Origin of the sequence: Streptomyces sp. NRRL S-31 (assembly GCF_000718775.1) — a bacterium.
Classification (GTDB): Bacteria; Actinomycetota; Actinomycetes; order Streptomycetales; family Streptomycetaceae; genus Streptomyces.
On the sequence record NZ_JOCB01000069.1, the window covers coordinates 1 to 25457 of the forward strand.

Sequence of the window (25457 nt, forward strand, 5' to 3'; positions counted from 1 at the left end):
GCCGAGTGCCCCCGCGCCGCCCCCGCCACGCCCGGCACCCGGTGCCGCCGAGTGCCCCCGCGCCGCTCCCGTCACGCCCGGCGCCGCCGAGTGCCGCCGCGCCGCCCCCGTCACGCCCGGCCCCGCTCAGCGCGGCGTCACCGTGCCGTCCACCGCGAACAGCTGCTCCTCCACGTGGTCCAGGGCCAGCCGCAGCGCGCCGGTCGCGACCGCCGCCTCGCCCAGCACCGACAGCGCGACCCGGGGCGGCCGCAGGCAGTAGCGCGCCAGCTCGCTCCGCAGCGGTTCCAGGACGCCGCTCAGACCGGCCGCCCAGCCCCCGACCACGACCAGCTCCGGATCGAGCGCCAGCACCAGCGCCGCCACGTCGTGCACCAGCCGCTGGATGAAGCGCTCCACGGCCGCCCGCGCCCGCCGGTCGCCCTCGCGCGCCAGCGCGAACACCTCGGCGACCGCCTGCTCGTCCAGCGGGTGCAGCGGCTCGTCGGTGGTGGACAGCAGCGCCTCCGGCGTCGCCCCCCGGCCCAGCAGGTGCAGCGCGCCGATCTCCCCGGCCGCCCCGCCGTACCCCCGGTGCAGCCGCCCGCCGATCAGCGAACCGGCCCCCGGGCTCAGCCCGGCCAGCACGAACACCACGTCGTCCGTCCCGGTCGCCGCTCCCTTCCAGTGCTCCGCGACCGCCGCCACGTTGGCGTCGTTCTCCACCAGCACCGGGCACCGGAAGGAACGGCTCAGCCGTTCGCCGAGCCGCAGGCCCGTCCACTCCGGCAGGGCCGTGCTCAGCCGTACCGTGCCGTCCGCCGCCACGATGCCGGGCGTGCCCACGCCCACCGCCCGCAGCGAACCACGCGCGACCCCCGCCCGGCGCAGCAGTTCGGCCACCGCGCCGCGCAGCCGGTCCAGCCGCTCGTCCGCCGAGGCTCCCACACCGACCTCCTTGGCCTGCGCGCCCAGCACCCGGCCGTCCAGGTCGGCCAGGAGCGCGGCGACCCGGTGCGGCCCGATCTCCAGGCCCAGCAGATGCCCCGCCTCGGCCCGGAACCGGAACCGCCGGGCGGGCCGCCCCTGCCGGCGGGCGCCGCCCTCGTCGGCCGCCGCCTCCACCACGAGGCCGCCCTCGATGAGCCCCTCCACGACGCCCTCGACGGTCGGCCGGGACAGTCCGGTGACCCGGGTGATCTCGGTGAGCGTCGCACAGTCCGTGGCCCGCAGTGCGCGCAGCACCACCGCGGAATTGATCCTTCGCAGCAGCGAGGGATCGCCGCCGGTCAGCTGCCCCACCGTCCGTCCTCCCAGCTCGCAGGCGTATTGGCCGGATCGTACTCGTCCCGGCGCACCCCGGCGAGTGCCGGGCTCCACCCGGACCCGGCGCTCGCTCAGCCCGGCCCCACGAATCCCGACTCGTAGGCCGCGATCACCGCCTGGGTGCGGTCCCGCGCGCCCAACTTGGCGAGGACGGAACTCACATGCGTCTTCACCGTCTCGGCACCCACGACCAGCCGGGCGGCGATCTCCGCGTTCGACAGACCCCGCGCCATGAGCCGCAGCACCTCCGCCTCCCGCTCCGTCAGCCGGGCCCGCTCCAGCGCCGCCCGGCCCCCGTCGCCGTACCGGGCGGCGAGCCGCCGTACGGAGGCCGGGAACAGCAGCGACTCGCCCTCCGCGACCAGCCGCACCGCGTGCACGATCTCCGCCGGGCGGGCCCGCTTGAGCAGGAACCCGTCGGCGCCCGCGCGCAGTGCCTCGTACACGTACGCGTCGTCCTCGAAGGTGGTCACCACCAGGATCTTCGGCGGCCCGTCCACCGTGCGCAGCACCGCGCGCGTGGCCTCGATGCCGTCCATCAGGGGCATCCGCACGTCCATGGCGACCACGTCCGGCCGCAGGCGCCGCACCAGAGGGACGACGGCCGCGCCGTCGGCCGCCTCGCCCACCACCTCGATGTCCGGCTGCGCCGAGAGCACGGCCCGCAGACCCGCGCGGACCAGCGGTTCGTCGTCGACAAGCAGTACGGTGACCGGCATCCGGCCAGCCTAGGGGGTTTCGTCTGGATCAGCCCGGGTCCGCGGCGTCCGGCACGGTGCCTCGCCGCGTTGTCGGACCACCCGAGTACGCCCAGTACGCGGGTGGTCCTCCGCCTTGCGATGCACCGCACCGGACGCCGCGGCCTGATCCGACCTGATCCAAACGAAACCCCCTGGGTCAACCGAGCGGCAGCTCCGCCCGCACCTGCCAGTCATCCTCGTCCGGACCCGTCCGGGCGGCGCCGCCGAGCAGCGCGGCCCGCTCCCGTATGCCGCGCAGACCGCTGCCCCGCCCGGCGCCGGCCACCGGCCCCGGCAGCGGATTGCGCACCTCCAGGGCGAGCGTGCCGCCGGCGACCGTGATCCGCACCCGCACCCGCACGGCTCCCGCGTGCCGCAGCACGTTGGTCAGGGCCTCCTGGAGGATGCGGTAGCCCTCACGGGACACCGGACCCGGCACGGCCTCGACCGGCCCCGTCACCTCCGCGTCGACCCTCGCCCCGGACGCCCGCGCCGACTCCAGCAGCCGGCCCGCGTCGGCCAGCGTGGGCCGCGCGCTCGCCGGCCGCTCCGCCTCCCGCAGGATGCCCAGCACCCGTTCCAGGTCGGCGAGCGCGGCCCGGCCGGTCTCCTCGATGGCGTCCAGCGCCCGGTCGGTGAATCCGGGATCGCCCGCCGCCCGCGCGGCACCCGCCTGCACCACCGCCACCGTCAGGGCGTGCCCGATCGAGTCGTGCAACTCCCGGGCGATCCGGGTGCGTTCCAGCAACTGCTCGGTACGCTCCTCCAGCGCGGCCAGCCGTTCGGCCGCGCCGGGCCCCAGCAGCCGGCGCGCACCGGCGGTGACCAGCTCGCCGAGCCCGACCACCACGCCGTACAGGGCGAGCAGCGGCAGCGGCGCGAGCAGCGCCCAGGCGCGGTGCGGCGGCAGCCGTCCCAGCAGCGGTATCCCGGACGGCGCGTTCCCCCAGGCGCAGCGGGCCAGCTCGAAGCCGGTGATGAGCAGCCACACCATGGCGGCCACGGTCGCCGCGCCGAGCACCATCCGCAGGCCGAGCCAGAGCACGGTGCGCAGCCGGTCCCGCCAGGTCGCCGACGGCGCCTCGGAGATGCCCGGCTCCGCCTCACCCGGCGTCAGCAGCAGCCGTGCCTGCACGCCCTCGCCCAACCGCACCGCCGGGACGAGACCGAGCGGGACGAGGAGCAGCGCGGGCACCCAGGGGTGCCACGGGTCGATGAACAGCCAGACGCTGACCGGAAGCACCGGCACCCACAGATGGAGCAGGCGTGTGTACGTCGTCCCGCGCAGCAGCGGGCGCAGCAGGCGGACCATGGGGCCATCGTCGCAGGCGGCACCGACAACGGGCCTCCCCCGCCCGGGGGAGACGGTCCCCGCCGGCGGGGGAGGCCCCGAACCCTCTTGTCCGGTCAGGCTGTCGCCATGACCAGCATCGACGTACGAGACCTCACCAAGGAGTACGCCGGCCGGCGGGCCGTGGACCACCTCACCTTCAGCGTCCGGCCCGGCCGCGTCACCGGCTTCCTCGGCCCGAACGGCGCCGGCAAGTCCACCACCTTCCGCCTCGTCCTCGGCCTCGACCGGCCCACCAACGGCAGCGCCACCATCGGCGGCCGGGCCTACCAGCGGCTCCGCGCACCCCTGAACCGGGTCGGCGCCCTGCTCGACGCGCGCGCCGCGCACGGCTCACGCACCGCCCGCGATCACCTGCTGGCCCTGGCAACGAGCAACCGCATTCCGGCCCGCCGGGTCGACACCGTCCTGGAGGAGACCGGTCTCGCCCCCGTGGCGCGGCGCCGGGTGCGCACGTACTCCCTCGGCATGCGCCAGCGGCTCGGCATCGCCGCCGCCCTGCTCGGCGACCCCGAGGTGGTCCTGCTCGACGAACCCGCCAACGGCCTCGACCCCGAGGGCATCGTATGGATCCGCACGCTGCTGCGCCGGCTCGCGGCGGACGGCCGTACGGTCCTGGTCTCCAGCCACCTGATGGGTGAGACCGCCGCCTTCGCCGACCACCTGCTCATCCTCGGCAGGGGCCGGCTGCTCGCCGACACCCCGGTGCGGGAGTTCATCCACGCGCGCGTACGGCCCCACGTCCGCGTCCGCACCAGCGACCCGGCCGCCCTCGGTGAGCTCCTCGCCCGGCACGGCCACGACGCCGCACGGGAGCCGGACGGCAGCTGGACCGTGCCGCACGCGCGCGTGGACGACCTCGGCCGGCTGATGTCCGAGGCGGGCGTCCCCGTCCTGGAACTCACCGCCCGCGAGGCCACGCTGGAAGAGGCCTACCTCGATCTGACGGCCGCCGAGGCCGAGTTCACCGCCGTGCCCCAGGAGACCTGACCATGTCCTTCGCACCCGTGCTGCACGCCGAGTGGATCAAGATCCGCACCCTGTGCTCCCTGTGGGCCGCCCTCGCCGCGATCCTCGTCGCCACCACCGCCTTCTCGGCGCTCGCCTCGGCCGACACCGGTACCGGCGACTTCGACCCGCTGTCCTCGGTGTTCTTCGGGGTCGGCTTCGGGCAGGTCGCCGCGATCGCCTTCGGTACGACGGCCGTGGCGTCCGAGTTCCGGGGCGGCGCGCTCGCGCTGACGCTGTCGGCGGTGCCCGACCGGGGGCGCTGGTGCGCGGCGAAGGCCACGGCGATCGCGCTGCCGGTGCTGGCCGTCGGCCTGCTCACCGGTCTCGTCACGCTCCTGGTGGGCCGGGCCGCCCTCGGCCCGTCCGCGCCCGGCTGGGGCGAGGGGCTGCGCGGTGCCGTCGGCTGCGGGCTGTACCTGACGCTGATGGCTCTGTTCGCCGCCGGACTGGCGGCCGTGCTGCGCAGCGGAGTCGCGACCCTCTCCGTCCTGATCCCGTTCCTGCTGATCGTGTCCTTCGTCGTCGGCGACCTGTCCGGCGGGGTCGCCGATCTCCTGCCCGACCGGGCCGGCCAAGTGGTCCTGCACGGCACATGGGACGGCTTCCTCGGCCCGTGGAGCGGCCTTGCTGTGACCGCGCTGTGGACGGCGGCGGCCCTCCTGGCGGGAGGGTGGAGTGTGCGGTGCCGGGACGCCTGACGGAACGCCACTTGTCAGTGGCGCCCGCTTTACTGGACCGCATGGACCGCATGGACCGCATGGACCGCACGGACAGCATGGACATCGCCGCGTGCCTGGCCCTCGTCGACCTGCTGTGCGCCCGGGAGTTCCCGGCGGCGCGCGTCGGGACGGAGCACGGCGAGAGCGGGCCCGGCTATCACATAGCCGCCTTACGGACCGGCGAGGAGTTCCGGGAGGACGACGGCAGCGGACGGGAGGAGGCGGAGGAGCAGTTCGAGGCCGACCGGGACGGTCTCGCCGAGCGGCTCGGCGAACGCTGGGGGCGGCCGCAGCACTTCAGCCTGTACAGCGTGCTGGACCGCGCCATGGCGGGCGAGGACATCGCGGAGCCCTGGGCCGGGCTCAGCGGCCACGTCCCGGACGTGCAGGTGTGGCGGGCGCCCGGCACCGGCCGCTGGGTCGCCCTCGGAGTCTCCCGGTGGGACGAGGAGATGCCCTTCCAACTGCTCGGCGTGGTGACGGAGATCGACCCGCCCTGACCGCCCTGGCCGCCGGCCCGCCACGGCCGGGCAAGGGCCGGTGGTCCCTCCTCCGCGGGCCGTTGCCGGGACCGTTCGGCTCTATCCGGACCCGGGGTGCTGCCGACGATCATGTGACGACGGCCGGGAAGGGCCATGTCCATGTCTCCCGTTGACGGCACTTCCCGGCTCGTCTGCTACAGGAGCAGAGCGGAAGGACGCCGTCCGGTGGACGAGGTACAGACACACCAGGTGGGGGCCGGGAGGCCGCCGGTCGCGGTTCCCATGGCCGTGGACACGGCGGGGGGTGCGGAACCAGCGGAGGGCCGGGCGTCCTGGACGGAGTGGCTGACCACGACCGACCACAAGAGGATCGGGACGCTGTATCTGGTCACCGCCTTCGTGTTCTTCGCCGTCGGCGGGGTGATGGCGCTGCTGATGCGCGCCGAGCTGGCCCGCCCGGGCTTGCAGATCATGTCGAACGAGCAGTTCAACCAGGCGTTCACCATGCACGGCTCGATCATGCTGCTGATGTTCGCGATGCCGCTGTTCACCGGCTTCGCCAACTGGATCATGCCCTTGCAGATCGGCGCCCCGGACGTCGCCTTCCCCCGGCTGAACATGCTCGCCTACTGGCTCTTCCTGTTCGGCTCCTCCATAGCGGCGTTCGGCTTCCTCACCCCGGACGGCGCGGCGGACTTCGGGTGGTTCCTGTACGCGCCGCTGTCCGACGCGGTCCACTCGCCCGGCCTGGGCGCCGACCTGTGGATCATGGGCGTGGCACTGTCCGGCTTCGGCTCGATCGCGGGCGCGGTCAACTTCATCACCACGATCGTCTGCATGCGCGCGCCGGGCATGACCATGTTCCGCATGTCGATCTTCACCTGGAACGTGCTGCTCACCTCGGTGCTGGTCCTGCTCGTCTTCCCGGTGCTGGCCGCCGCGCTGTTCGCGCTGGAGTGCGACCGGAAGTTCGGCAGCCATGTCTTCGACGCGGCCAGCGGCGGTGCCCTGCTGTGGCAGCACCTGTTCTGGTTCTTCGGCCATCCCGAGGTGTACATCCTGGCCCTGCCGTTCTTCGGGATCGTCTCCGAGGTCATCCCAGTGTTCAGCCGCAAGCCGATGTTCGGCTACATGGGCCTGGTCGCCGCGACCATCGCGATCGCCGGTCTGTCCGTGACGGTGTGGGCCCATCACATGTACGTCACCGGTGGAGTGTTGCTGCCCTTCTTCTCCTTCATGACCTTCCTGATCGCCGTGCCGACCGGGGTGAAGTTCTTCAACTGGATCGGCACGATGTGGAAGGGCTCGCTGTCTTTCGAGACACCGATGCTGTGGACGAGCGGGTTCCTCATCACCTTCGTCTTCGGCGGGCTCACGGGGGTGATCCTGGCCTCGCCGCCGCTGGACTTCCACCTGTCCGACTCGTACTTCGTCGTCGCCCACTTCCACTACACGGTGTTCGGCACGGTCGTCTACGCGATGTTCGCCGGATTCCACTTCTGGTGGCCCAAGTTCACCGGCAGGATGCTGGACGAACGCCTCGGCAAGATCACCTTCTGGACACTGACGGCGGGCTTCCACCTGACCTTCCTGGTCCAGCACTGGCTGGGCGCGGAGGGCATGCCCCGCCGCTACGCCGACTACCTGGCCGCGGACGGCTTCACGGCCCTCAACACCCTCTCCACGATCGGCTCCTTCCTGCTCGGCCTGTCGATCCTGCCGTTCCTCTACAACGTGTGGAAGACCGCCAGGTACGGCGAGCCGGTACGGACCGACGACCCCTGGGGTTACGGCCGCTCCCTGGAATGGGCCACCTCCTGCCCGCCCCCGCGCCACAACTTCGTCTCGCTCCCGCGGATCCGGTCCGAGTCCCCGGCGTTCGACCTGCACCATCCGGAGATCGCCGCTCTCGAAGAGGCCGCGAGGTAGACCGTGCGGCAAGCACTTCTCGCCCTCGCCACCGCCACGACGACCGCGTCCGGCTGCGTCTGGTACGTACCGGCCCTCGTGACCCTGCGCGCCGGGGCCGACCGGCCCGCCTCGCACCGCCGGGCGGCGGTCGGCTGCCTGACCGGCTGGGGCACGGCCGGGATCGTCACCGTACTGCTGCTCCTGACCCGGACGTGGTGGACACCGTGCGCCGCGGCCGGCACGGGCGGACTCCTCACGGCCGCCCTGATGACCCGCGCGGCGGCGCTCCGGCGGCGGGAGACACGCGAAGCCGCCCTCCAGTGGACGCGACTGGGGCAGGGGGCCACCCTGCTGGCGGCGGACCGCGGCCGGCACGTCGTGGCCGTCCTCGTCGGCGCGGGACTGGTGGCCGCCACCCTCGCGGCGGCGGCCGGAGCCTCCTTCGTGGCCGGACACACCACGAGCCGACCGGTGGCCCTCACCGTCCCCGCCGCCGTACTCGGCGCGTTCCTCGCGTCGGCGGCGGCGTACGCGCGCGTGGCTCGCCGCCGCACCGGCACACGACGGGCAACGACGCCCGAACGGTCCCGTGGATGAGCGACCGTCGCCGGGACACCCCCGACCCGTCGCCGTCCCCGGAACCGCGGCGGGGCACTCCCGAGGGGCCGGCCCTCACCGGTCCGTCCCCCCGGGGCGGCCGGCGGTCCGGAGCGGGCGGCGCCACCCGGAGCGTTCTGGCGCTCGCGGTGGCCTATGTGCGCGTCGTTCACCGGCGTACCCGGAGGGCGCGTGAGCGGTCCCGGCGGGGCCGGTAGCCGGACGGGCCCGGAGTGGAAGGACCTCCGGCCCGTCGCCGTTTCCGGCACCGCGATGCGGAGCCGCCCGAGGAGCCGGGTCCCGCCAGGTCCTGGGGCGGCCGGAGATCAGGACGCGGGGGCCGACGCCTCGCGCAGCCGGGCGAACTCCTCCGCCATGGTGGCCGTCGTCCAGTGCGCGTTGAGGCCGCTGGGGTTGGGCAGTACCCACACCCGGGTGTCCCCGATGGCGCGTTGCTGCGGGCCGACCTGGGCCGTGCGGTCGCCGAAGGCCGCGCGGTAGGCGGTCACGCCGACCACCGCCAGCCACTTCGGCCGCAGCCGCATCACCTTCTCGGTCAGCAGCCGCCCGCCCTCGACGTACTCCTCGGGGGTCAGCTCGTCCGCCCGCGCGGTCGCCCGCGCCACCACGTTGGTGATGCCCAGCCCGTACGCGGGCAACTCGCCCTGCTCGTCCGGCCGCAGCAGCCGCGGCGTGAAGCCGGACAGGTGCAGCACCGGCCAGAACCGGTTCCCGGGGCGGGCGAAGTGGTGGCCGGTCGCCGCCGTCATCAGCCCGGGGTTGATGCCACAGAAGAGCACACGCAGGCCGTCCGCGACCACGTCCGGGACGATACGGTCGCGGGCGGCCTCCAGCTCCGCCCTGGTGAAGCGCGGTGTACGCGGTGTGCGCGGTGCTCGCGGTGCGCTGGTCAGAGGATTGCCCCGGGGGTGTAACCGGCCGCCTCCGGGCGCTGCTTGACGGTCTCCTCGATCCGGGCGAGGACGACGGCGACCTGGTCGGCGGCGGCACCGGTGAAGGAGAGCTTGTCGGCCATCAGCGCGGCCAGCTGCTCGCGGTCGAGCGGCAGGCGCTCGTCGGCGGCCAGCTTGTCGAGCAGGTCGTTGCGCTCGGCGCCCTGTTCGCGCATGGCGAGCGCCGTGGCGACCGCGTTCTCCTTGATCGCCTCGTGCGCGACCTCGCGGCCGACGCCGGCCCGCACCGCGGCCATGAGCACCTTGGTGGTGGCCAGGAACGGCAGGTAGCGGTCCAGCTCACGGGCGACGACCGCGGGGAAGGCGCCGAACTCGTCGAGGACGGTCAGGAACGTCTCCAGCAGGCCGTCCAGCGCGAAGAACGCGTCCGGCAGTGCCACCCGGCGCACCACCGAGCAGGACACGTCGCCCTCGTTCCACTGGTCGCCCGCCAGCTCGCCGGTCATCGAGGCGTAGCCGCGCAGGATCACCATGAGGCCGTTGACGCGCTCACAGGAGCGGGTGTTCATCTTGTGCGGCATGGCCGAGGAGCCGACCTGCCCCGGCTTGAAGCCCTCGGTGACCAGCTCGTGCCCGGCCATCAGCCGGATCGTCTTGGCCAGCGAGGACGGCGCCGCCGCCAGCTGAACCAGCGTGCTGACGACCTCGTAGTCCAGCGAGCGCGGGTAGACCTGGCCGACGGAGGTGAAGGCATGCCCGAAGCCCAGGTGCCGCGCGATGCGGTGCTCCAGCTCGGCGAGCTTCGCCGTGTCGCCGCTCAGCAGGTCCAGCATGTCCTGCGCCGTACCGACCGGGCCCTTGATGCCGCGCAGCGGGTAGCGGCCCAGCAGCTCCTCGATCCGGCCGTACGCCACGAGGAGCTCGTCGGCGGCGGTCGCGAAACGCTTGCCCAGGGTGGTGGCCTGCGCGGCCACGTTGTGGGAGCGGCCGGCCATGACCAGCTCCGCGTACTCGCCGGCGAGCTTGCCGAGGCGCGCGAGCACGGCCACCGTACGGTCGCGCATCAGCTCCAGCGAGAGCCGGATCTGGAGCTGCTCGACGTTCTCGGTGAGGTCGCGGGAGGTCATGCCCTTGTGCACGTGCTCGTGCCCGGCGAGGGCGTTGAACTCCTCGATCCGCGCCTTCACGTCGTGCCGGGTGACCTTCTCGCGCTCGGCGATCGAGGCCAGGTCGACGGTGTCGAGCACGCGCTCGTAGTCGGCGATCGCCTCGTCCGGCACCTCGATGCCGAGGTCCTTCTGGGCCCGCAGCACGGCGAGCCAGAGCTGCCGCTCCAGTCTCACCTTCTGCTCGGGGGACCAGAGCGTGGCGAGCTGGGCGGAGGCGTAGCGTCCGGCGAGGACGTTCGGGATGCGGGGCTTGGCGGGCGCAGAAGTCACGTGTCCAGAGTCTACTGGCGGTTCGTGCAGGCCAGCGCCACGCCCCCGCTCGGCGGAAGCTACGAGACGCACGTCACCCGACGCCGACCGGGTCGTCGGGGCGGGGAGGCTGTGCCTGCCCCTCGTATCCCTCGTACGGCACCAGGTCCGGGCGCTTGGGCGGACGGCCGTCGCCGGAGGAGCGGCCGGTCAGCCGGCGGCCTATCCACGGGAGCAGGTGCTGCCGGGCGAACCGCGCGTCCGCGACCCGGCGCTCCACCCAGCCCGGCGGGAGCGTCGCCGCCATCGGCACGTGCCACTCGGTGTCCTCCGGCTCGTGGCCGAGGGTCTGCCACACCGCCTCGGCGACCCGGCGGTGTCCCTCCGCCGTCAGGTGCAGCCGGTCCACGTCCCACAGCCGGGGGTCGGCCAGCGCGGGCGCCCCGTACAGGTCGACCACCAGGGCGCCGTGCCGCGCGGCCAGCTCGTCCACGCAGGCGAACAGCTCCTCCATGCGCGGCCGGAACCGCTCCAGCACCGGACCCCGGCGGCCGGGGCTGCGCATCAGCACCAGCTGCCGGCAGGAGGGTGCCAGCCGCTCCACGGCCTCGGTGAGCAGGTCCCGCACCCGGACCATGTCGCACTTGGGGCGCAGGGTGTCGTTGAGCCCGCCGACCAGGGTGACGACGTCGGCGTTCATGGCCGCCGCCGTCGGCACCTGCTCGTCGACGATCTGCCCGATCAGCTTGCCGCGCACGGCCAGGTTGGCGTACCGGAACCCGGGTGTGCGGGCGGCCATCCGCGCGGCGAGCACATCCGCCCAGCCCCGGTAAGAGCCGTCGGGCAGCAGGTCCGACATGCCCTCGGTGAAGGAGTCGCCGACCGCGACCAGGCTGGAGTACGGGGGAGGTGTGGGATTCGTCTGCATGGCGACAGCGATGGTATCCCGCGCGCCATACCCGCCGGTCGGTCACCCCGGAACCCGGCACTCCCGGCACCCCGCGCGACGCACCGCCGGGTCATCCGGGATCGGGCGTGCCCGCCGGGTGATCCCGGATCGGGCGTGTGCGCCGGGCCATCCCGGGCCGGGCGTCCCCGCGGGATCGTTCTGGCCGGGCGTCTCCGCTGGACCGTCCGACCCGAGTACTCCCCGGCCCCCGGGCCGGGCACCCCCCGGACCACCATGGATCGGGCGTCTGCGCCGGACCACCCCGCCCCGGGCGTCCGCGCCGGATCACCCCGGCCCGGGCGTTTCCGTCGGATCGCTCCGCTCCGGGTGTCGGATCACCCCCGCCGGATCACCCCGGCGCGGGCTGGCCGAAGAGTTCGCGGAGCAGGTCCTCCATGGTGACCAGGCCCGCCAGGCGTCCGTCGTCGCCGAGCACGGCCGCCACGTGGGTCCGGCTGCCGCGCATCGCGGTGAGCACGTCGTCCAGCGGAGTGCTCTCCCGCACGCGCGCGATGGACCGCATGTCCCGCAGCCGGAACGGCACGTCCCGCGGCGAGGCGTCCAGCGCGTCCTTGACGTGCAGGTAGCCCACGATCCGGCGGCCCGTGTCGACCACCGGGAACCGGGAGAAGCCCGACTCGGCCGACAGCCGCTCCAGCTGTTCCGGGGTGACGCCCACGCGCGCGTAGACCACCCGCTGCAACGGCACGACCACGTCCCGCACCGGCCGGCTGCCCAGCTCCAGGGCGTCGTGCAGCCGCTCCTGCGCGCGGTCGTCGATCAGCCCCGCCTGGCTCGCGTCCTTGACGATCTCGGCGAGTTCGGTGTCCGTGAAGGTCGCCGCGACCTCGTCCTTGGCCTCCACCCGCAGCAACTTCAGCAACCCGTTGGCGAAGGCGTTGATCGCGAAGATCACCGGGCGCAGCGCCCGGGACAGGGCGACCAGCGGCGGGCCGAGCAGCAGCGCGCTGCGCACCGGTTCCGCGAGCGCGATGTTCTTGGGCACCATCTCGCCGAGCAGCATGTGCAGATACGTGGCGAGGGTCAGCGCGATCACGAAGGACACGGCGTGCCCCGCGCCCGCGGGCACGCCCACCGCGTGGAACACCGGCTCCAGCAGGTGCGCGATGGCCGGCTCGGCGACGACACCCAGCACCAGCGTGCACAGCGTGATGCCGAGCTGGGCGGCGGCCAGCAGCGCGGACACGTGCTCCAGACCCCACAGCACGCTCCGCGCGCGGCGGTCGCCCTCCTGGGCCAGCGGCTCGATCTGGGAGCGACGCACGGAGATCAGCGCGAACTCGGCGCCCACGAAGAAGGCGTTGACGACGAGGGTCGCCAGCCCGATCAGCAGCTGTAGGGCGGTCATCGTGTCCCCTCCCGCGTCCCGCGGCCGTGGCGGGCACGGCCGGGGCCGTCGGCCCGTTCGTCGTCCAGTGGCGCGTGCAGCAGCACACGAGCGGCCCGGCGGCCCGAGGCGTCGATCACGTCAAGCCGCCAGCCGGCCACGTCGACGCTGTCCCCGGCCGCGGGTATCCGGCCCAGCTCGGTGGCGACCAGGCCGGCCAGCGTCTCGTACGGCCCGTCGGGCACGCGCAGTCCCACGCGGGCGAGCTGGTCGGTACGGGCGGCGCCGTCCGCCGCGTACAGGGCGCGGCCGGTCTCGTCCGCGCCGGCCGGGGCGAGGTCGGGCGTCTCGTGCGGGTCGTGCTCGTCCCGCACCTCGCCGACGACCTCCTCCACGATGTCCTCCAGGGTGGCCACGCCGGCCGTGCCGCCGTACTCGTCGATGACGACGGCCATCGTGCGCCGGCCGCCGAGCCGGTCCAGCAGCCGGTCCACGGTCAGGGACTCCGGGACCAGCAGCGGCTCGCGCATCACCTGTGCGACCGTGCGGTGGCGCCGCTGGTCGGCGGGGACGGCCAGCACGTCCTTGATGTGGGCGGTCCCGACGACCGAGTCCAGGCTGCCCCGGTAGACCGGGAACCGGGACAGACCGGTGGCCCGGGTGGCGTTGGCCACGTCCTCGCAGGTGGCCTGTGCGTCGAGGGCTATGACCTGGACGCGCGGGGTCATCACGTTCTCGGCCGTGAGGTCGGCCAGGTTCAGCGTCCGGACGAACAGCTCGGCGGTGTCCGCCTCCAGGGCGCCCTCCTTGGCGGAGTGCCGGGCGAGGGCGGCCAGCTCCTGCGGACCGCGCGCGGAGGCCAGTTCCTCGGCCGGTTCGATGCCGAGGCGGCGCACGAAGTGGTTGGCCGTGTTGTTCAGGTGCGTGATGAAGGGCCGGAAGGCCGCGCTGAACCAGCTCTGCGCGGTGCCCACCCGCTTGGCCATCGCCAGCGGCGAGGAGATCGCCCAGTTCTTCGGCACCAGCTCGCCGACGACCATCAGGAACACCGTCGACAGGGCGGTGCCCAGCACCAGCGCGACCGTGCCCGCCGCGCTCCGCGACAGACCGACCGCCTGGAACGGCCCGGCGAGCAGTTTGGCGATCGAGGGCTCGGCGAGCATGCCGACCACCAGGTTGGTGACGGTGATGCCGAGCTGGGCGCCGGAGAGCTGGAAGGTCAGGTTCCGTACAGCTTTCAGGGCGCCCGGGGCGCCGCGCTCGCCGCGTTCGGCGGCCCGCTCCAGCTCGCCGCGTTCCACCGTGGTCAGCGAGAACTCCGCCGCCACGAAGGCGCCGCAGGCGAAGGACAGCAGGATCGCCAGCAAGAGGAGGAGCACTTCGGTCATCGGGTCACCCCCCTTTGATGATCGGGCAGGGCAGGGGGAAGCGCGCGGTGTCGCGAACTGGGAGGCTCGCCCATGGGCGGACGCTCACAACCTTTCATAGGGGGCCGAGTGCTCCCCCAATGGTAAAGGATGAGCAAAAAAGCCTTCCGGAGGCTCTCGAACGGGCTCCGGTCTCAGTCGGTGAGGGGCTCCGTGAGGGGCTTCACCCAGCGCCGCCATCGCTCCTCGGGCGCGTACCCGGCCGCGCGCCACGCGTGGTGTGCCGACTCGTTGCGGACCAGCACCATGGCGTCCGCCCGCCGCCCGCCGAGCCGTACGAACCGTTCCTCGGCGGCGGCCAGCAGCGCCGAGCCGATGCCCTGCCGCCGCCACCGCGGATGCACCGCGAGCCGGTACAGATGGCACCGCCAGCCGTCGAAGCCCGCGATCACCGTGCCCACCAGCCCGCCCGCCGACTCGGCGAGGATCAGCGCCTCCGGATCGCGCTCCACCAGCCGCTCGACACCGGCGCGGTCGTCGCTGATGCTCGTCCCCTCGGCGGCGGTCCGCCAGAAGGCGAGGACGGCGTCGAGGTCGTCGGGGACGGCGGCACGTACACACAGGTCGGTCATTCCGCCATCATGACCGCGCGCACCCGGGCGGCACCCGGGATTCCGTCATGCGGACCGGTCCCGCAGCCGCTCCATCACCGGGGCGAACTCCTCCATGAACGGCTCCAGCACCGTCAGGTACGAGAATCCGAACCGCTCCCGCAGCGCCCGTACCTTCGCCACGACGTCCTCCAGCGGGCCGGCGAGCACGATGGGCAGGTCCAGCGCCCGGTCCAGGGTCAGCCGGGGCTGCCGCTCCAGCAGCGGCTTCAGCGCGGACTCGGGGTCGTCGGTGACGGCCACCTGCTGGATCAGCAGGTTCAGCTCGGCGGACGCCGTCCGGCCGGCCGCCAGGGCGCGGTAGCGGGCCACCCGCTCGTCCAGCTCCCCGGCGTCCAGCGGGTCCAGCGCACCGGGCGTGTCACCCGGCCGGGCCCCGGTGAAGGCCGCGATGTCGGCGTGCGCGGCGGTCAGGCGCAGCATCCGGTCGCCGTTGGCGCCGATCAGCACCGGCACCCGGGACTGCGCGGGCCGCGGCTGCCCGTCGGCGTCGCCGAGCAGCCGCGCCAGCTCCGTCACCGTGCGCTCCAGGTGGTCCACCCGCTCGCGCGGCGAGCCGTACGGCAGCCCGGCCGCCTCGTGCTCCGCCGGCACGTACCCGGTGCCGAGGCCCAGTTCGAGCCGCCCGCCGGTCAGCGCGTCCGTGGTCGCCACCTCGCGGGCGAGCAGCGCCGGGTTCCAGAAGCCCGCGTTGAGCACGAAGGTGCCGACCCGCGGCCGTTCGGTCGCCTGCGCCGCCGCGACCAGGGCCGGGAAGGGCGCCGGCATTCCCAGGTGGTCCGGGACGAGGATCACGTCGTAGCCCAGCTCCTCGGCGCGGCGGCAGGTGGCGCGCCACTCGGCGGCGGGCGCGGGATTGAGCAGATTGACTCCGAAGCGGAACGGACGCGGCATGAACTTCCCCTGACGGACGACGACTTGTACCCGGTCCGATTCCATCACGCCCGGACCGGCATGCTCACTCGTGGGCGATCGCCGCCGGTGCGTTCATCCGCGACGCCCGCAGCGCCGCAGCCGCGACGCCCGCAGCGCCGCAGCGGGGCTGCCGCCACGCCCACCACCGCCGAGCCGAGGCACCACCGCGACGATCGTGCCCCAGGGGATCGCCGTCGCCGGCACACCGCGAGCCGCACGCCGTGGTCCGCGGCGTAGCCGGCGTCCAGGGAGAGCCGCCCCTCGGCCGGGCCGGCCCGACGCCGGGTGTCCGCGCGCCCTTGCCTGCGCTAGCATCCCGGCGCTAGCGTCGGGGTATGGCGAAGACCCAGCTGAACGTGCGCGTGGACGAGGGCACCGCCCGCGCGGCCCGCGAGCGCGCCCTGGCCCGCGGCATGAGCGTCAACCGCTACATCGAGGAACTGGTCAGACAGGACGCCGGCGAGGCGGGCCGGACGTTTGTCGAGGCCGCCGCCGATTTCATGAAACGGTACGAGACCCTGTTCGCCGAGGAGTTCACCGAGGCACGCGGCACCGACGCCGCCGGCGGCCGGGCCTGAGACCTCGAAGCCGGTCCCTTGAACGATCTCCGCATCGACCTCGCCTGGCTGCTCATGCTCGCCGAACAGCGGACCCCGGGAGACCCGCAGGTCACCGACTGGGGCGCCCTGGTCGCCGCCGTCGCCCGGCACCGGGCCGAGATATTCGGCGTGCCCGTCTACGACGACCCGCACGCCCGCGCCGCCTCCCTGCTCCAGCTGCTGATCCACGTCCCCGCGCTGGAACGCTCCAACGCGCTGTTCGCCTCGGCCGTCGCCTACGCCTACCTGGTCGCCAGCGGGGTCAAGGTGGTCACCACCCCCGAGCAGGTCAGGGACCTGGCCCGGCTGGTGAAGGACGGCTCGGCGGACGTCGACGACATCGCCCGGGAGCTGCGCCGCTGGAGCGGCTGACGCGATCGCGCGGGAGCGTCGCCGCCGAGCGGCCGACCGCGCCGTTGAGCGGGTGAGCGAGGCATCAGCGTACGTCCGGCTCGTCCCCGCGCCAGGCGACGCCCAGCGCGCAGTAGGAGGTCGGCAACGCCGGCCCCCGCTCCGGCAGCAGCACCCGCCGGTGCGGCCCCAGGCGGAACCCCGCCGCGCGCAGCGCGGCGACCGGCTCCCGGGCCAGGTGGCAGCCGCCGCTCAGCACCGGCCACACGGTGCGGTCCAGGGTGCGCTGGGTCAGTGTCATCAGCGGGCCGCCGCCCCGCCCGTGCTCGAAGAACCGCACCTCGCCCCCGGGCCGGAGCACCCGCCGCACCTCGCCGAGCGCCCGCCCGACATCCCGCACACTGCACAGCACCAGGGACAGCACGGCCGCGTCGAACGCCTCGCTGCCGACCGGGAGGGCCTCCGCCGTGCCCGGCACCACGTCGACCGGCACCCGGGCACGCGGCGCGGCGTCCCGCGCGAGCCTCCGCAAGCGCGGCTCCGGTTCGATCGCCACGACCTCCGTGACGGTCCCCGGATAGTGCCGGAAGTTCAGCCCGTTGCCCGCGCCGACCTCGATCACCCGCCCGGACAGCCCCGCAAGCAACCGCTCCCGTATCCCGGCCATCCCGAGCCGGGTCTCGGCGCCCTCGCTGATCCGCGCGTAGCAGCGGGCGAACACCGGATGGCGGACGGACCCCGGCGTCTCCCGGCCGGCCCGGGCGGACAGCAGCCGCATGGCAACCTCCCTGATCGGGACATCCCTGGCAGCAGTGTCCCCCGCGCCGCGCCCGCGCACCCCCAGCCGGCGCACGGGAACCGGATCGAGTCGTGCCGCGAGCGCGTTCGACGGCCCTCCGCCGGTGCGGAACCGCGGTGTCCCCGGCGACCGGGTTACGGTGTCTCGCGCACGCGGAAGGCCTCCGCGTCCCAGGTGCCGTCGAGCCGGGGTGCCAGCCAGCCGGGCGCCGCTGTGCGGAACGCGGCGGGTGGCAGTGCCCCGGACCCGGCGGGAACCGTGCCGAGCAGCGGGGCGCCGGCGACCTCGGGCAGATCGGCCACATTGCAGCGGGTCGCGAGATCGGGCGATCCGGGCCAGCTCCCGATCGCCACACCTGCCAACTCGACCCCCTGGCGCCGCAGTTCGCGCGCCGTCAGCTCCGTCACGTTGAGCGTGCCCAGCCCGGCCCGGGCGACGACCAGCACCGGCGCGTCCAGCAGCCGGGCCGCGTCGGCCAGCGTGCCGCCCGCCGCGTCGAACCGGACGAGCAGCCCGCCCGCCCCCTCGACCAGCACCAGATCGTGCTCGGTGGCCAGCTTGGCGGCCCGCTCGGCCACCTCGTGCGGGTGCACCGGCGCCGTTCCGGCCCGCCGGGCCGCCGTCCCCGGCGCCAACGGCTCGGGGTAGCGGGCGAGTTCGTCGGTCGTGACCGGACCCGCGAGCCACGCGACCTCGTCGGCGTCACCGCGCTCGTCCGGCAGTACGCCCGTCTGGGCGGCCTTCAGCACGGCCACCGAACGCCCGGCGGCGAGCGCCGCGGCGGCGACGGCGGCGGTGGTGACGGTCTTGCCGACCTCCGTGTCCGTCCCCGTGATCACCAGTACCGGCATGTCATCCCTCCCGCGCCGCGGCGCACACCGCGCGCGCGATCCGTGCCACGTCCTCGTCCGAGGTGACGTACGGCGGCATCGTGTAGACCAGGTCGCGGAACGGGCGCAGCCACACGCCCGCCCGTACCGCGGCGTCCGTCGCGGCCTGCATGTCGACCGCGTGGTCGAGCTGGACCACGCCGATGGCCCCGAGGACCCGGACGTCCCGCACCCCGGGCAGCCCGAGCGCCGGCGCCAGGCCCTCCCGCAGCCCCGTCTCGATCCGCTTGACCTCGCCCGGCCAGTCCTGGCCCAGCAGCAGTTCGACGGAGGCGCAGGCCACGGCCGCGGCCAGCGGATTGCCCATGAACGTGGGTCCGTGCGCGAGCACCGGCACCTCGCCCCGCGAGATCCCCTCGGCGACCCGCGCGGTGCACAAGGTGGCCGCCATCGTCAGATAGCCGCCGGTCAGCGCCTTGCCCACGCACATCACGTCCGGGGCGACGGCCGCGTGGTCCGCCGCGAACAGCGCGCCGGTCCGGCCGAAACCGGTGGCGATCTCGTCGAACACCAGCAGCACGTCGTGCGCGTCGCACGCCTCGCGCAGCACCCGCAGATAGCCGGGGGAGTGGAAGCGCATCCCGCCCGCCCCCTGCACCACCGGCTCCACGATCACCGCGGCCAGCTCGTCCGCGTGCCGGGCGACCAGCTCGCGCAGGTGCTCCGCGTACGACTCCTCGTAGGCGGCGGGCGGCGCGTCGGCGAACACCTGGCGCGGCAGCACGCCGCTCCACAGCTCGTGCATCCCGCCCTCGGGGTCGCACACCGACATCGGCTGCCAGGTGTCCCCGTGGTAGCCGCCGCGCCAGGTCAGCAGCCGCCGCTTGCCCGGCCGGCCGAGCGAACGCCAGTACTGGAGGCACATCTTCACCGCGACCTCGACCGACACGGACCCCGAGTCGGCCAGGAAGACGTGCTCCAGACCGTCCGGCGCGATGCCGACGAGGAGTTCGGCGAGCCGGACGGCGGGCTCGTGCGTGAGCCCGCCGAACATGACGTGGCTCATCCGGCCCAGTTGCTCGCGCGCGGCCTCGTCGAGGACGGGGTGGCGGTAGCCGTGGATGGCCGACCACCACGACGACATGCCGTCGATCAGCTCGCCGGCGCCGTCCGCCAGGCGCAGCCGGACCCCGCTCGCCGACTCCACGACGAGCGGTTCCGCGCGCCCGGGCATCGGGCCGTACGGGTGCCAGACGTGCCGCCGGTCCAGCTCCAGCAGCTCGGCCGTCCCCCTGCCGGACGTCCCGGGCCCGGGTACCCGCGGCTCAAGCACCCCCGGCTCAGGCATTGGGCGCGAGGTCCGTTCCGGCGCCCCGGCGGCGGACGGCGACGAGGTCGGTGCGCGGCTCGCCCGCCGCGGGCGCGGAGGCCGCGGAGGTGGAGGCCGCCGGGGCGGACGCCGTGCCGCATCCGGCCGTGCCCTCGTGCGAGCCGCAGACGGACCCGCACCCGGCGCCCTCGTGCGAGCCGCAGCCGCCCCCGACGGCCGCCGTCCGGTGCTCCGGGAGCGTCACCTCGCCGGCGCCCTCCACCTCGAAGCCGGCGTCCGCGATCATCTCCAGGTCCGCCTTGCCGGCCTGGCCCTCGCTGGTCAGGTAGTCGCCGAGGAAGATGGAGTTGGCCAGGTGCAGCGCCAGCGGCTGCATCGTGCGCAGATGGACCTCACGGCCGCCCGCGATGCGCACCTCCACGTCCGGGCAGACGAACCGCACCATGGCGAGGATGCGCAGGCAGCGCTGCGGGGTGAGGTTCCACTCCTCGGCCAGCGGGGTGCCCTCGAACGGGATCAGGAAGTTCACCGGCACCGAGTCCGGGTCCAGCGCGCGCAGCGAGAACACCACGTCCACCAGGTCCGCGTCGCTCTCGCCCATCCCGGCGATCAGACCCGAACAGGCGGACAGACCGGCCGCGTGCGCCTTGTGCACCGTGTCCACCCGGTCGGCGTACGTGTGGGTCGTGGTGATGTCCCCGTACGTGGACTCCGAGGTGTTGAGGTTGTGGTTGTAGGCGTCCGCGCCCGCCGCGCGCAGCCGCTCGGCCTGGCCGTCGGAGAGCAGGCCGAGGCAGGCGCACACCTCGACCTCCTCGTGCCGGTCCTTGATGGCCTTGATGGTCTCCGAGACCCGGTCGACGTCCCGGTCGGTGGGACCGCGTCCGCTGGCCACCAGACAGACCCGCTTGGCGCCGCCCGCGAGACCCGCGGCGGCGGCCCGGGACGCCTCGTCCGGCTTGAGCCAGGTGTACTTGAGGATGTCGGCCTTGGAACCGAGCCGCTGGGAGCAGTAGGAGCAGTCCTCGGGGCACAGGCCGGACTTGAGGTTGACCAGATAGTTGAGTTTCACCCGCCGCCCGAACCAGTGCCGGCGCACCTTTCCGGCCGCGGCCACCACGTCGAGCAGGTCGTCATCGGAGGTGGCCAGGACGGCGAGCGCTTCCTCGCGCGTCGGCAGTTCGCGCCGAAGCCCCTTGTCCACCAGCGTGTTCAACAGGTCCATGAGGCCCGATCCTGTCCTACCGGACCGCCCCGGGCCAAGGAGACTTCGCACAACGGACCAGGTTCACCGTGTGGGTATTGCCACACCCTGGGTGACCGGTCGCACCGCTAGGGTCTGTCCGCTACCTACAAAAGCACCGGAGGACCCATGGCGTTCGGCTGGATCGACGAGCAGGCCGGGGCACGCCGCCGTGCCGGACTCGTCCGCACCCTGCGCCCGCGCCCCGCCGACTCGCCGCTGCTGGACCTGGCGAGCAACGACTACCTGGGTCTGGCCCGCCATCCCGAGGTCACCGAGGGGGCGGCCCGGGCCGCCCGGACCTGGGGCGGCGGTTCCACCGGCTCCCGGCTGGTCACCGGCACCACCGAACTGCACACCGAACTGGAACGCGCGCTGGCCGGGTTCTGCGGGTTCGAGGCGGCCCTGGTGTTCTCCTCCGGGTACGCCGCAAACCTGGCCGCGGTCACCGCGCTCGCCCCGCACGGCTCGCTGATCGTCTCCGACGCGGGCAACCACGCCTCCCTGATCGACGGCTGCCGGCTCGCCCGGGGCGAACGCCAGGTCGTCGGGCACGCCGATCCCGAAGCCGTGCGCAAGGCCCTGGCCACACATGGGGGCGCGGCCATCGTCGTCTCGGACACGGTGTTCTCGGTCGACGGGGACCGGGCGCCGCTCGCCGCGCTCGCCACGGCGTGCCGGGAGCACGGCGCGGGACTGGTCGTGGACGACGCCCACGGGCTCGGCGTGCTGGGCGACGGCGGCCGTGGCGCGCCGTACGCGGCGGGGCTGGCGGGCGCCGCCGACGTGGTCGCCACGGCCACCCTGTCCAAGTCGCTGGGCAGCCAGGGCGGAGTGGTGCTGGGCCCGGCCCGGGTGATCGACCACCTGGTCAACACGGCCCGGACGTTCATCTTCGATACCGGTCTGGCACCGGCGGCGGCCGGTGCCGCGCTCGCGGCGCTGCGGCTGCTGCGGCGCGAGCCGGAACGGGCGGCGCGCGCCCGGGAGGTGGCCGCGGAACTGCACGCGCGGCTGACCGTCGCGGGTCTGGAGGCGGTACGTCCGGACGCCGCGGTGGTCTCCGTGCGGGCTCCGTCCCCGGAGCGGGCGGTGCGCTGGGCGGCCGACTGCCGGACGGCGGGCCTGGCCGTGGGCTGTTTCCGTCCTCCCTCCGTGCCCGACGGTGTCTCACGGCTGAGGCTGACCGCCCGCGCGGACCTCTCCGGGGCGGAGATCGAACGCGCTGTACGAGTCATCGACGAAACGCGACCATGAGTCGGCGTGACACGGCCGTGTCTCGTACGAGGGCGAAAAGAAATTGACTGATTCTGACCAGATTATGTGTCAGAGCGTGGCGATGAATCCGGCCCAGCTGCCGGCGGAGAACAGCAGCGCGGGCCCGGCCGGATTCTTCGAGTCGCGCACGGCGAGCGACCCGGCCGCGGGGCCGGAGCCCGGCCGGGCCGTCTCCACGCAGTTGTTCGCTCCCGTGCTGTAGCTGCTGCGCAGCCAGCGCACGTCGTGCAGATCGGTGCTGACAGGGACGTTCCGAGGCAGAGCTGACATGGTGCCTCCTTACACGCCGTCACGTATCCCGGCGATGTGGTCCAACGAGTCCTCGGGGGAAAGGGCGTGGAACTGAAGGGTCGTGAAGGCCTCGGAGTAGGCCAAGAGGTCTTCTTTCCGTTCCAGGTAGAGGCTACTCGTCAACTGGTCGAGAACAACGACATCCAGATCAGAAGTGCTCGGAAATGAGAAGATAACGAAAGGCCCGGTAAGGCCGACATGCGCGCCCGCCGCGAGCGGCAGCACCTGGAGCCGTACCTGGGGCAGCCGGGCGGCCTCCATCAGCCGCTCCAGCTGCCGGGCCATCACCCGGGGGCCGCCCACCTCGCGGCGCAGCACCGCCTCGTCCAGTACGGCGCTCAGCACCAGCGGCGGGTCCGAACGCAGTACGTCCTGCCTGGCGAGCCGTACCTCCACCAGGGTGTCCAGACGGTCCTCGTCCACGTCCTTCACCACCGCCCGGGTCACCGCGCGGGCGTACTCGGCCGTCTGGAGCAGACCGGGCACGACCGAGGTCTCCAGGGTGCGCATCGCGCTGGCCTGCGACTCCAGGCTGATGAAGTCGCGGTACGTGGGCGGCAGCACCCCGCGGTAGGCGTGCCACCAGCGGTGCCGCCCGCCCGCGTCCTCCGACCCCGCCAGCACCAGCAGCAACTCGCGCAGGTGCCTGTCCCGCACCCCGTAGGCGTCCAGCAGCGACCGCAGATCGGCCGGTTTCACCCCGCTGGCGCCGGTCTCGATGCGGCTCACCTTCGACTGGTGCCAGCCGACCAGCCGGGCCGCCTCACCGCTCGTGAGCCCCGCGCCGGTACGCAGCGTGCGCAGTTCGGCGCCCAGTTTGCGACGGCGCACCGCCGGACCGTTCTGCATGGGCTCCTCCTTACTCCTGACGGGCCGCCCGCACACGGTTTCGCGGCACACAGTTCACCGCTTCGGGCGACAGATATATGCAGATCTCGGTGGATCGCTCCCCGTGACCGGCCAGGTGATGGCAGTCTGGCGGGCAAGCACCAGTCCGGGACCGTACTCGAACCCGCCGCTGTATGTCGGACCGCGGTCCCGTGGGAAGGGACGACGTCGCCATGGCAGATCACCTGGAAGCCTCCGTCACTCTGCCGAGCGATCCCGCCTCGGTCTCCGCCGCCCGCTCCTATGTCGTCGGCACCCTCAGGGAGTGGGGGCTGCCGGCGGACACCGACGTGGCCGACACCGTGCGGCTCATCGTCTCCGAACTCGCCACCAACGCCGTACAGCACACCTTCGGCCAGTCACCCACCTTCACGGTCGACCTCGCGCTGCACCATGACGAACACCTGCGCATCGGCGTCACGGACAGCCATCCCCGCTTCCCGAAGAGACTGCCCGCCGCCGTCCAGCAGGACAACGGCCGCGGCATGGTCATCATCCGCTGGCTCACCGCGGAGTGCGGCGGCCGGCTCTGTGTGCGGCCCACCCGCGAGGGCGGCAAGACGGTCTCCATCGAACTTCCCTGGACCCTCCCGGCCGCCCCGGTCCCGGCCGGACCGCCGGAACACTAGGGGGCTTCGTTTGGATCAGCCCGGGTCCACGACGCCTGGAGCGAGCCCGTACGCGGGTGGATCCCGGCGCCGGAGACGGCGGACGCGTCCCGGGTCCGTCTCCCGGCGCCGGAGAGAAGTGGCGCCGCGGCGCACCACACCGGGCGGCCGGCCGTCCCGCACCGGCTCGTGCCGGGCCGCACCGCCGCCACCCCCGACCCCGGTGGCGTCGGACCGGCCGTGCGGAACTGTTGCCGGGGTGATGGCGTCGTGCCCGTCCTCCGCTGGGGGCTCGACCGGGCCGGACCGGCCGAAGACGTGGCGGGGAGGCCCCGGGCGCGGCGGGGAGGCCCCGGGCGCGGCGGGAAGGCGCCGGGCGTGAAGGGAAGGCGCCGGGCGTGGCGGTGAGGCCGGCGGCGCGCCCGGTCGTCCGCGCCGCACCGGTGCGCGCCACGCCCGGCGAGCCATCGGCGCGCACCGCCTCGTTCGCCGTACCCGCACCGCCCCGGTCGCCGTATCCGCGCCGTCACGGACGCCCGGGCCGTCGGGCCGCGCCCACGCGCCCCGTGGGGCCGTGGCGGCCCCTGGCGGCGCCTCCAGGACACCGGGAGCGGCCGGGGGCGGGGCGGGGGAGCCCTACGCGCCCCGGTGGGCACGCGTCACCGGCGTGCGCGCCCCGGAGACCTCCGCGGTTCCGCGCCGGAGCCGCTCCCGCCGGAGCCGCTCCCGCCGGAGCCGCTCCCGCCGGAGCCGCTCCCGCCGGAGCCGCTCCCGCCGGAGCCGCTCCGGGCGTGACGTCGGCTCAGCTGACCCGGCCGTACCACACGGCCTTCGTCCAGATCTTCTGGAGCTTCACCACGTCCCCGGTCTTCGGCGCGTGCCAGATCTTCCCGTGACCCGCGTAGATGCCGACGTGGTAGACGTAGGAACCCGAGTGGAAGAAGACCAGGTCACCGGCCTTGCGGCTGCGGGCGGAGACATGGTGGGTCTTGTTGTACTGCTGGGCGGCGGTGCGCGGCAGCTTCTTGCCCGCCTTCTTGAAGCTGTACAGCGTCAGCCCCGAGCAGTCGAACCGGCGGGGACCGGTGGCGCCCCACGCGTACGGCGCGCCCTTCTTGGAGGCCGCGATGTTCAGGGCCTTCGACGCGACGGTCGCGGCCGAGGCGTCGGTGGCGAGACCGGGCACGGCGATCGAGCCGCCCACGGCGGCGAGGGTGAGAGCCGAGGCCGTGCCGGCCCGGGCCATCAGTGACGGGACACGATTGAGCGCAGTCATGCGCAACCCTTCGTCAGCCGCCTGTGAAGGATGACCTGTCGGATTCGGGCTGGCGAAGTTGCCCGGCCGCGTTGGTGCGGCTTCACCCCAAGGGCTGCTCGGAGCGCCCGTCCGCCCGCGTCGACCCGTGTGTGTCGAACAGACGAACATGCGTTCCGGCGACCCGCCTTGCTCGGGTCCTCCACTCCTGCCGATCCACTCCTGTCGACCGGTCATCCGGGCGGCGGCAGGATTCGGCGTCCGCCCGGACCGCCCCGCCGCGGTGG

General features: G+C 73.9%; 26 protein-coding genes and 1 riboswitch. Of the genes, 9 read left to right on the forward strand and 17 right to left on the reverse strand.

What is annotated here, in order from left to right; genetic code table 11:
* Positions 1-126: 126 nt before the first annotated feature.
* The 3 genes from IF37_RS0124950 to IF37_RS0124960 form a co-directional block, all read right to left on the reverse strand.
* A complete protein-coding gene (locus IF37_RS0124950; RefSeq protein ID WP_030746658.1) occupies positions 127-1281 on the reverse strand; it encodes an ROK family transcriptional regulator in 1155 nt (384 codons plus the stop codon).
* A 95-nt stretch (positions 1282-1376) separates the two neighbouring features.
* Complete coding sequence (locus IF37_RS0124955) at positions 1377-2024, reverse strand: response regulator transcription factor (protein WP_030746660.1); 648 nt, start codon at positions 2022-2024, stop codon at positions 1377-1379.
* Between the two features lie 178 nt (positions 2025-2202).
* Entirely contained in the window at positions 2203-3357 is a 1155-nt protein-coding gene (locus tag IF37_RS0124960; protein ID WP_030746663.1) for a sensor histidine kinase, read from the reverse strand.
* 108 nt (positions 3358-3465) lie between these two features.
* On the opposite strand from IF37_RS0124960, the gene IF37_RS0124965 reads away from it, so the two are divergent.
* The 5 genes from IF37_RS0124965 (at position 3466) to IF37_RS39660 (ending at position 8116) form a co-directional block, all read left to right on the forward strand.
* Entirely contained in the window at positions 3466-4386 is a 921-nt protein-coding gene (locus IF37_RS0124965; protein ID WP_030746667.1) for an ATP-binding cassette domain-containing protein, read from the forward strand.
* Positions 4387-4388: 2 nt separating this feature from the next.
* Positions 4389-5105 (forward strand): ABC transporter permease subunit, encoded by a 717-nt coding sequence (locus tag IF37_RS0124970; RefSeq protein ID WP_030746670.1) that lies wholly within the window; start codon positions 4389-4391, stop codon positions 5103-5105.
* A 77-nt stretch (positions 5106-5182) separates the two neighbouring features.
* Positions 5183-5626, forward strand: coding sequence for a hypothetical protein (locus IF37_RS0124975; RefSeq protein ID WP_030746673.1), 444 nt, complete (start codon positions 5183-5185; stop codon positions 5624-5626).
* Between the two features lie 264 nt (positions 5627-5890).
* Positions 5891-7537 (forward strand): cytochrome c oxidase subunit I, encoded by a 1647-nt coding sequence (gene ctaD / locus IF37_RS0124980; protein ID WP_253915840.1) that lies wholly within the window; start codon positions 5891-5893, stop codon positions 7535-7537.
* A 3-nt stretch (positions 7538-7540) separates the two neighbouring features.
* Positions 7541-8116 (forward strand): hypothetical protein, encoded by a 576-nt coding sequence (locus tag IF37_RS39660; RefSeq protein WP_037856992.1) that lies wholly within the window; start codon positions 7541-7543, stop codon positions 8114-8116.
* A 326-nt stretch (positions 8117-8442) separates the two neighbouring features.
* Here the strand turns inward: IF37_RS39660 and mug are convergent, their stop codons facing one another.
* The 7 genes from mug to IF37_RS0125020 form a co-directional block, all read right to left on the reverse strand.
* Complete coding sequence (mug, locus tag IF37_RS0124990) at positions 8443-8937, reverse strand: G/U mismatch-specific DNA glycosylase (RefSeq protein WP_301540348.1); 495 nt, start codon at positions 8935-8937, stop codon at positions 8443-8445.
* An 89-nt stretch (positions 8938-9026) separates the two neighbouring features.
* Complete coding sequence (purB, locus tag IF37_RS0124995; protein ID WP_030746684.1) at positions 9027-10469, reverse strand: adenylosuccinate lyase; 1443 nt, start codon at positions 10467-10469, stop codon at positions 9027-9029.
* Between the two features lie 73 nt (positions 10470-10542).
* Positions 10543-11376 carry an SGNH/GDSL hydrolase family protein gene (locus IF37_RS0125000; protein WP_030746687.1) on the reverse strand — a complete coding sequence of 278 codons (834 nt, stop codon included), beginning with the start codon at positions 11374-11376 and terminating at the stop codon, positions 10543-10545.
* Positions 11377-11746: 370 nt separating this feature from the next.
* Entirely contained in the window at positions 11747-12766 is a 1020-nt protein-coding gene (locus tag IF37_RS0125005; protein ID WP_030746690.1) for a hemolysin family protein, read from the reverse strand.
* Complete coding sequence (locus tag IF37_RS0125010) at positions 12763-14133, reverse strand: hemolysin family protein (protein ID WP_030746693.1); 1371 nt, start codon at positions 14131-14133, stop codon at positions 12763-12765. Before IF37_RS0125010 ends, IF37_RS0125005 begins: the two co-directional genes overlap by 4 nt.
* A 173-nt stretch (positions 14134-14306) precedes the next feature.
* The gene (locus IF37_RS0125015) at positions 14307-14744 is read right to left on the reverse strand and encodes a GNAT family N-acetyltransferase (protein ID WP_030746696.1); all 438 of its coding nucleotides are present in this window, start codon (positions 14742-14744) and stop codon (positions 14307-14309) included.
* Positions 14745-14789: 45 nt separating this feature from the next.
* Positions 14790-15677, reverse strand: a complete 888-nt coding sequence (locus IF37_RS0125020; protein WP_030746698.1) for an LLM class F420-dependent oxidoreductase — start codon at positions 15675-15677, stop codon at positions 14790-14792.
* A gap of 356 nt (positions 15678-16033) precedes the next feature.
* Here IF37_RS0125020 and IF37_RS0125025 point away from each other — a divergent pair, with 356 nt between their 5' ends.
* Complete coding sequence (locus IF37_RS0125025) at positions 16034-16276, forward strand: hypothetical protein (RefSeq protein WP_030746700.1); 243 nt, start codon at positions 16034-16036, stop codon at positions 16274-16276.
* Positions 16277-16294: 18 nt separating this feature from the next.
* Positions 16295-16669 (forward strand): hypothetical protein, encoded by a 375-nt coding sequence (locus IF37_RS0125030; RefSeq protein WP_030746702.1) that lies wholly within the window; start codon positions 16295-16297, stop codon positions 16667-16669.
* Between the two features lie 64 nt (positions 16670-16733).
* Here IF37_RS0125030 and IF37_RS0125035 read toward each other — a convergent pair whose 3' ends face one another.
* The 4 genes from IF37_RS0125035 to bioB all read right to left on the reverse strand — a co-directional run bounded on the left by IF37_RS0125035 (position 16734) and on the right by bioB (position 20832).
* A complete protein-coding gene (locus IF37_RS0125035) occupies positions 16734-17426 on the reverse strand; it encodes a class I SAM-dependent methyltransferase (protein WP_030746704.1) in 693 nt (230 codons plus the stop codon).
* Between the two features lie 155 nt (positions 17427-17581).
* A complete protein-coding gene (gene bioD, locus IF37_RS0125040; RefSeq protein WP_030746707.1) occupies positions 17582-18298 on the reverse strand; it encodes a dethiobiotin synthase in 717 nt (238 codons plus the stop codon).
* A 1-nt stretch (position 18299) separates the two neighbouring features.
* On the reverse strand, positions 18300-19511 hold the full coding sequence (locus IF37_RS0125045; RefSeq protein ID WP_253915842.1) for an adenosylmethionine--8-amino-7-oxononanoate transaminase: 1212 nt from the start codon (positions 19509-19511) through the stop codon (positions 18300-18302).
* A gap of 106 nt (positions 19512-19617) precedes the next feature.
* Positions 19618-20832 carry a biotin synthase BioB gene (gene bioB / locus IF37_RS0125050; protein WP_030746713.1) on the reverse strand — a complete coding sequence of 405 codons (1215 nt, stop codon included), beginning with the start codon at positions 20830-20832 and terminating at the stop codon, positions 19618-19620.
* 147 nt (positions 20833-20979) lie between these two features.
* Here bioB and IF37_RS0125055 point away from each other — a divergent pair, with 147 nt between their 5' ends.
* Entirely contained in the window at positions 20980-22107 is a 1128-nt protein-coding gene (locus IF37_RS0125055) for an 8-amino-7-oxononanoate synthase (protein WP_030746717.1), read from the forward strand.
* Positions 22108-22176: 69 nt separating this feature from the next.
* Here IF37_RS0125055 and IF37_RS0125060 read toward each other — a convergent pair whose 3' ends face one another.
* Both IF37_RS0125060 and IF37_RS0125065 read right to left on the reverse strand, forming a co-directional pair.
* Complete coding sequence (locus tag IF37_RS0125060) at positions 22177-22398, reverse strand: DUF397 domain-containing protein (RefSeq protein WP_030746720.1); 222 nt, start codon at positions 22396-22398, stop codon at positions 22177-22179.
* 9 nt (positions 22399-22407) lie between these two features.
* Complete coding sequence (locus IF37_RS0125065) at positions 22408-23268, reverse strand: helix-turn-helix transcriptional regulator (protein WP_030746723.1); 861 nt, start codon at positions 23266-23268, stop codon at positions 22408-22410.
* 212 nt (positions 23269-23480) lie between these two features.
* Between IF37_RS0125065 and IF37_RS0125070 the strand changes: the two genes are divergently transcribed.
* Positions 23481-23936 (forward strand): ATP-binding protein, encoded by a 456-nt coding sequence (locus IF37_RS0125070; RefSeq protein WP_030746726.1) that lies wholly within the window; start codon positions 23481-23483, stop codon positions 23934-23936.
* Between the two features lie 781 nt (positions 23937-24717).
* Here the strand turns inward: IF37_RS0125070 and IF37_RS0125075 are convergent.
* Positions 24718-25191 carry a C40 family peptidase gene (locus IF37_RS0125075; protein ID WP_030746729.1) on the reverse strand — a complete coding sequence of 158 codons (474 nt, stop codon included), beginning with the start codon at positions 25189-25191 and terminating at the stop codon, positions 24718-24720.
* A gap of 3 nt (positions 25192-25194) precedes the next feature.
* A riboswitch (cyclic di-AMP (ydaO/yuaA leader) is annotated at positions 25195-25440 on the reverse strand.
* Between the last annotated feature and the right edge of the window lie 17 nt (positions 25441-25457).